The organism is Bradyrhizobium sp. HKCCYLS3070, from assembly GCF_051167575.1.
Lineage (GTDB): Bacteria > Pseudomonadota > Alphaproteobacteria > Rhizobiales > Xanthobacteraceae > Bradyrhizobium.
The window spans coordinates 275449-281836 of record NZ_JBNPTI010000008.1 but is presented as its reverse complement, the minus strand read 5'-3'; the positions used below and the strand labels follow the sequence as shown (position 1 = coordinate 281836).

The 6388-nt window shown below is 60.9% G+C and carries 6 protein-coding genes; 3 read left to right on the top strand and 3 right to left on the bottom strand.

Going from position 1 to position 6388, the window contains the following annotated elements:
- The first annotated feature begins 428 nt into the window (after window positions 1-428).
- Both ACQR03_RS24170 and ACQR03_RS24165 read left to right on the top strand, forming a co-directional pair.
- Window positions 429-977 carry a hypothetical protein gene (locus ACQR03_RS24170; protein WP_315751958.1) on the top strand — a complete coding sequence of 183 codons (549 nt, stop codon included), beginning with the start codon at window positions 429-431 and terminating at the stop codon, window positions 975-977.
- Window positions 978-1533: 556 nt separating this feature from the next.
- Window positions 1534-2568 (top strand): glycoside hydrolase domain-containing protein, encoded by a 1035-nt coding sequence (locus tag ACQR03_RS24165; RefSeq protein ID WP_434841966.1) that lies wholly within the window; start codon window positions 1534-1536, stop codon window positions 2566-2568.
- Between the two features lie 750 nt (window positions 2569-3318).
- On the opposite strand, the gene ACQR03_RS24160 is transcribed toward ACQR03_RS24165, so the two are convergent.
- Complete coding sequence (locus ACQR03_RS24160) at window positions 3319-4365, bottom strand: S1C family serine protease (RefSeq protein ID WP_434841965.1); 1047 nt, start codon at window positions 4363-4365, stop codon at window positions 3319-3321.
- Between the two features lie 156 nt (window positions 4366-4521).
- On the opposite strand from ACQR03_RS24160, the gene ACQR03_RS24155 reads away from it, so the two are divergent.
- Window positions 4522-5289 carry a thermonuclease family protein gene (locus ACQR03_RS24155; protein ID WP_409998655.1) on the top strand — a complete coding sequence of 256 codons (768 nt, stop codon included), beginning with the start codon at window positions 4522-4524 and terminating at the stop codon, window positions 5287-5289.
- A gap of 76 nt (window positions 5290-5365) precedes the next feature.
- Here the strand turns inward: ACQR03_RS24155 and cyoD are convergent, their stop codons facing one another.
- A complete protein-coding gene (cyoD, locus tag ACQR03_RS24150; RefSeq protein WP_316193333.1) occupies window positions 5366-5749 on the bottom strand; it encodes a cytochrome o ubiquinol oxidase subunit IV in 384 nt (127 codons plus the stop codon).
- On the bottom strand, window positions 5746-6387 hold the full coding sequence (gene cyoC, locus ACQR03_RS24145; RefSeq protein ID WP_315715672.1) for a cytochrome o ubiquinol oxidase subunit III: 642 nt from the start codon (window positions 6385-6387) through the stop codon (window positions 5746-5748). Before cyoC ends, cyoD begins: the two co-directional genes overlap by 4 nt.
- Window position 6388: the final 1 nt, after the last annotated feature.

Here is a 6388-nt window from a genome sequence, read left to right as displayed (position 1 = left end):
CCTTCAGTCCTGCCCACTAGACAGACTGAATCACCGATATCTCTGCGTCGCAACTGCTGACTTTTTCAACGAAATCGTCCCGAAGCGGACATCAGAACAACGGTGCTGCGCGCTGCAATCTGAACTTTATCAGGGAGCCCGAGTCGCGGCCGTTGTCACCGGGCAGTCAGACGCCACTGCCGGATGACGCCTTGAGAGTTGCCACTACAGGGGATCGGTCAATTGGACAGTGACAAAGCGTGAAAATTGGCGGCGCTATTTAGCAGCCTCCTTCATTAATATATGTTTGTAACATTTACAACCTTTCGGTATACTTCTAAACTTTCGCACTGGGCGGGCTCAAGGGGGATTGCATGAGGCTAATTAGTCGAAGGTCATTACTAACAGGCGCTGGCGCAGTCGCGATTTCGAGCTCCAAACTTTTGGCCATGAAAGACAGCGTTGGCACCTTGCAGCGCGCCTACGTTGCCAAGCCGCAAATCATTAAACAGGAATGTCCTGAATGGTGCTGGGCAGCCTCCACAGCAATGATCTTTGCGGCGCACGGACATCGTACCGATCAAAAGAAAATCGTAGCCAAAGTATTTGGCGGCCTCGCATGCAAACCCGCTGGAACGCCGCTCGCCATAGCGCAAGCACTCAGTGCGCCGTGGGTAGACGACAGCGGCCAGTCTTTCCAGGCGAGCATCAGCGCAGCCTACGATCCGACTGACGGCATTATGGCCATCAGTAATAACTTCATTATCAACGAACTGGCGAACGACCGACCCGTCTTGTACTGCAACACTCACCACGCAATGGTCATAGTCGATTTCAACTATGTTATGAGTCCAATGGGTCCGGCTCCCCAGCAAGTGGGCGTGCTCGATCCGTGGCCCGGCAGTCCGGACTACCATCCACTTTCTCAACCCGAAATGTACGGAATTAATATGGCGCCCGGCGGCCAGATGACGTTTCTGGCCGCGGTTGCTTTGTAACTGCGCATGCATGCTCGAATAGAACGAATAACATTTTGCATGGAGTCTAAGCGATGAGAAACGCACTAATCGCCTTAATACTCGTTGCGTCTACCACTTTTTCGTTAGCCGAAGACAGGGTACGGGTCGGCGACTGTTCGGTTATTGCAAGCTATCTCGAAGATCAGATCACTCCCGCTGATACGGACAATCCTTTTCGCTCAGAGGAGATTTGCTACAGGTGGCAGGTGAGGACCACTTGTAACGTTCAGATGCGTTTTGACTATCGTGTTAGAAAAATGCGCGGGGGCGATGTGTCAGTCAAAAGCGGTACTATCAGCAAGGGCTCGCTGAAGAGCTTTTGCGGCCCCGGCGGGGATAGCGAACGCTTCTTTGTGGAATAAGGATAGGAAGCATTAGTGAGCGTCACGAGACGGGCGATCTCCATATCGCCCACCTCGGCGAGGAATTTATATCCCAACAAACTAGTGCTGCTCATGAAATAGCAAACGACGCCGCACCTCAGGCCCGGCAGCCTGATGTATGGGTATTGTCTATAGAATGACGAGGACACGCTATGGAGCGTCGACAATTTCTGTCTGGCATGTGTATAGGCGCTACGATCGGTGTCTTCCCTTCGATGGCTCGCGCTGAAGCGACTTGTAGGACCTCAAATCAAACCGACATACGCATCATTGATGCCAGCAAGAATCTTACCAGATCCGCCAAGCGGGTAGCAGACGCCGGCGTCACTACAGTGATCCGGTTTTATACACGCCTCGAAAATTTGGATCACGGCCCTTATCAGAACGCAGTTCTATCCAAAGCGGAACTAAATGCGCTTGAAGACCAGAGGATCGCCGTCGCAACTGTATTCCAGTATTTTAGCGGCGGGAGTGGCCGAACTTTTCAAGAGCCCACCAAGAAAATTTATGACGTGCGCGACGCAGTGAAGAATGCTGACAACATGAAGCAGCCCGAAGGGAGCGCTATCTACTTTGGCGCGGATTTTGACCTAGCGAGCGGCGACCGTGAGAAAAATATTCTGGCGATAAATCAGTATTTTCAGTACGCGCAAAAAGAAGTAGCCAAATCTGGTCGCAAAATCGGTGTCTACGGCTGCGGAAAAACCTGCGAAATCCTCGCAGAAGAACAGTGGGATATGTACTATTGGCTTTCGGCTTCTGTCGCTTATTGGCGCACAGCAGAATTTTACAATTCAGGCAATTGGCATCTATTTCAAACCAAGACTGATCTAGCCCGCCCCTATGGTGAGATCGATACCAATGTACTCAATCCGAAATTCACGTCGTTCGGGCAATGGCGGAGCGACGGGAGCCTAGTGACGGAACCCGCCGCGGTCTCGAAACGGATCCTTGATGCCCGTCGTTTCGTGGCACCGAAGCGGATACAGTTGTTCTCAGATCCGCTAAATCCCGATCAAACACTGATTCCTCTGGAGGATGCGGAGCTTAGTCGCGCCAGCTTCGGGCGTTCCGTGAGAGTAATGTGCCAAGAGGGAGAAGCACTCGGAGTAAGCCTAGATGAGCAGATGCTTCGTGGCTTCTGCCGACCTGAAGCTCTCCGTTCCACTATCCCGAGTTTCGGTTAGTTATCTAACTTTTATTGCCGCTCGACGTTTTATGTTGATCGGATTTTCAAGGGCGCAAGCCTGGTCGGCCTTCCCGTTCAACAGCCGACTCGGGTTTTTCTCGTCATCAATCGTCCGGCAACGGCTTCGCCCCCGGTACCGGCTGATCGGGCGACATTTCAGATAAAAATCAATTTCTTGCGCTTTTACGGAAATCGTGATTGTCTATGCGTGTCCCGCCTCATGCAGAGGGGCGTTGCGCGCGATCGTCACGACACGCGAGGTGGGAAGCGATGGCCGCGAGAGATCGCAGCGTCTTCGGTAACGAGGGCGCGGACGAACGATCTGTCGTGGACGTGAAGTCGCAGCGTCCTGACACCCCGATGCTGGTGTCCCGCGCAATGCGCAAGCGTTGCCGCGAATGGTGGCCAACAAGCCCGGTGCACCAGGGAGACTGCGTATAAGCGTGAAGACCATCGCGCAGGGAATGCCGGCGTGTTTCGGCTTTGCCTGTGGTACCTGCCGCCTGCATTCTTTTCGCAGGCGGGCCATGGGTGAGGCCTTCACCCGGCATTCCCTGCGCCCTCTGCATGAGTTGCGAGGGACGGACTGATCGCAGGACTCGGGCGTGCTACGCCGCGAGAATGCGATGACATGTCCCTCATCCGTTGGCTGTTTGAAACGTAAAATCCCGCCAGACCTTCTGCTGTCGTCCCGGACAAGCCGGCAGCGTTCGCCGGGACGACCGCGGTGTTTATGGCTTTCGATATCTCACGACGCCTGCCGTGCCGCCGGCCTGCGCTCGACCGGGTGGATGTCGATGCCGCGCAGGCGGCCCAGCCGCAGCACGTCCATCGGCACGGTACGGCCGATGCGGTCGCGGTCGAGCACGCGGATCAGGTCGTCGACGCCGTTGATGTCGACGCCGTCGAGCTTGATCGCGACGTCGCCCGGCAACAGGCCGGCGCGGGCCGCGGGCCCGTCCGGCTCGATCTGCATCAACAGCGCGCCCATCTTGTTCTCGACGCCGGCGAGCAACGCATGTCGCCGCGGCACCGGCGCGGTCTGCCCGGACACGCCGATATAGGCGCGGCGGACGTAGCCGTGGCGGATGATCTCCGACAGCACGAACTGCGCGGTATTGCTGGCGACCGCAAAGCAGATGCCCTGCGCGCCCTGGATGATGGCGGTGTTGATGCCGATCACCTCGGCGGCCGACGACACCAGCGCCCCGCCGGAATTGCCTGGGTTGAGCGCCGCATCGGTCTGGATGACGTCCTCGATCATGCGACCCGAGACCGAGCGGATCGAGCGGCCGAGCGCCGAGACCACGCCAGCCGTCACCGTGGATTCGAAGCCGAGCGGATTGCCGATCGCGACCACGAGCTGGCCGCGGCGCAGGCTCTTGGAGTTGCCGAGCGCGGCGTAGCGCAGGTCGCGCGCGTGATTGGCGCGCAGCAAGGCGAGATCGGTGTCGGGATCGACGCCGAGCACCTGAGCGTCGGTGACGATGCCCTCGACGTCGCGCAGCCGGATGCTCTTGGAGGAGCCGACGACATGGCTGTTGGTCAGCACGAGACCGTCGGGCGAGATCACGATGCCCGAGCCGAGCCCGCCGCGCTCGGCGCGGGAGCCGGCGGTCGACCCAGCCCTGGGGCCGGTTTCGACGCGCACGACCGCAGGGCCGACCCGCTCGGTGACGTCGATGACGGCATTGGAATAGGCGTCCAGCAGCGCGCGGTCGTCGGCCGGCGCAGCATCAGACGCGCGCGCCGGCGACAGCGCATCGCCGGCGAGATCGGAGGTAAAGTCCAACATGGCAAGATTTCCTTCGCCCGGTCAGATGGGTAGCAGCCGCCCCCCGCGCAAGGTGGCGATCCGGCGGCGCCGTTCCGCGCCGTCCTTGGCGAGACTCACGCGCGCTGTGATAGGACTACGGCTGGGTATTTGATGAATCTGATTGCGGGAGGAAGCATGCGGCTGCGAGACCGGCTGTTGTCGTTGTGTGGGGCCATGGTGCTGGGAGCCGACATGACCGGCGCATCGTTGGCGGCGAGCGCCACGGTACGCAGCGGCGACACGATCCAGCTCGGCGACACGGTGTTCCGGCTCGACGGCATCGATGCGCCGGAGGTCGACCAGCTCTGCATCGACGATCACGCCGATTCCTGGAGCTGCGGCGTCGAGGCACGCGAGCAGCTTGGCAAGCTGATCGGCGGCCGCTCGGTGCGCTGCGACGATCTCGGCCCCGACAAGCCGCTCAAGACGCGCAGGATCGGCCTCTGCACCATCGACGGCGACAAGGTCAGCCTGAACCAACAGGTCGCGCGCGCGGGCTACGCCATGAGCGCGGATCCGGCGATCAAGTATCGCGCCAAGGACGATGTCGCCGCGGCCAAGGAGGCGGTGCGCGGGCTGTGGAAGGGATGTTTCGTCGCCCCAGCCGAGTTCCGCGCCGACAAGAAGGACGGCGCCCTGGTCGGCGCGGCCTGCCGCGCCGACCGCGACCGCGAGATCCGTGCGGTGCTGTTCCCGGACGCGCCGAGCGCGCCGCCGGGCTGCAGCATCAAGGGGAAGTTCGCGGTGCGCGCCCGCGTCACCGGCAACATCGGCATCTACCATCTGCAGGGCTGCCCGAGCTATCCCGCGACCACCGAGCCCGACCGCTGGTTCTGCTCGGAGGACGATGCACGCGCCGCCGGCTTCCGCCGTGCATTCAACTGCCGCGCGCCGAAGAAGTGAGATCGGACGGTCGACGAGTCGGCACGACGAAGCAATCGAGAGCTGTCGCGCGGCCCCTGGATTGCCGCAACGACGCTCAGTGCTGCATCTGCAGCAGCTGATCCATCGGCATCATGTTGTGGTTGAGGTTCGCCATGATCCACAGCGAGCCGCCGACGACGAGAAACACGATCAGCAGCCCGAAGGCCAGCGCCAGCACGTTGTTGGTGTTGTCGGGCCCGGTGGTGATGTGCAGGAAGAACACCAGGTGCACCCCCATCTGGGCGATCGCCAGGACGATGATCGCGACCGGGATCGATGGCTGCCAGACGAGGTCGGTGCCGGCGACGAAGAACGACGTCGCCGTCAGCAGGATCGCGAGACCGAGGCCGGCGACATAGAACAGGACGCGGGAACGCAGGCTGCCATGCTGCTGCTCGCCGGGCGCGAGATCGAATTCCGCGGGCGCTTGATCGGTCATGTCGCACTCCCGAGCAGATAGACCACGGAGAACACCGCGACCCAGATGATGTCGAGCGCGTGCCAGAACAGCGCGAAGCACAGGATGCGACGCTCGATGTCGGCGCGGAAGCCCTTGGCGACCACCTGCGCCATCATGGTCAGCAGCCACAGGATGCCAGCCGCGACGTGCAGGCCATGGCAGCCGACCAGAGTGAAGAACGCCGACAGGAAGGCGCTGCGGCTCGGCCCGTCGCCGCGGCCGACGAGGTCGACGAACTCTCGGACCTCGAGCAGCAGGAAGCCGGCGCCGAGCAGGCCGGTGACGGCCATCGCGACCTGGAACCAGAGCTGGTTGTGGCGCTCGGCGGCAATGCTCGCCATGCCGCAGGTGAAGCTCGACAGCAGCAGCAAAGCGGTCTCGACCGCGACGTTGCGGACGTCGAACAGTTCGGCGCCGCCCGGACCGCCGGCGGTCGCACCCGACAGCACCGCGAAGCTCGCGAAGAAGCACGAGAACATCACGATGTCGGAGAGCAGGAATATCCAGAAGCCGAATCCGGTCACGATCCGTTTCGGCGCCGGCCCGGGATGCTCGGCGGCACGCAGTTGATGCGGATCGGCATAGGCAGGCGCCTGAGCGACGGTGGTCACCGACATC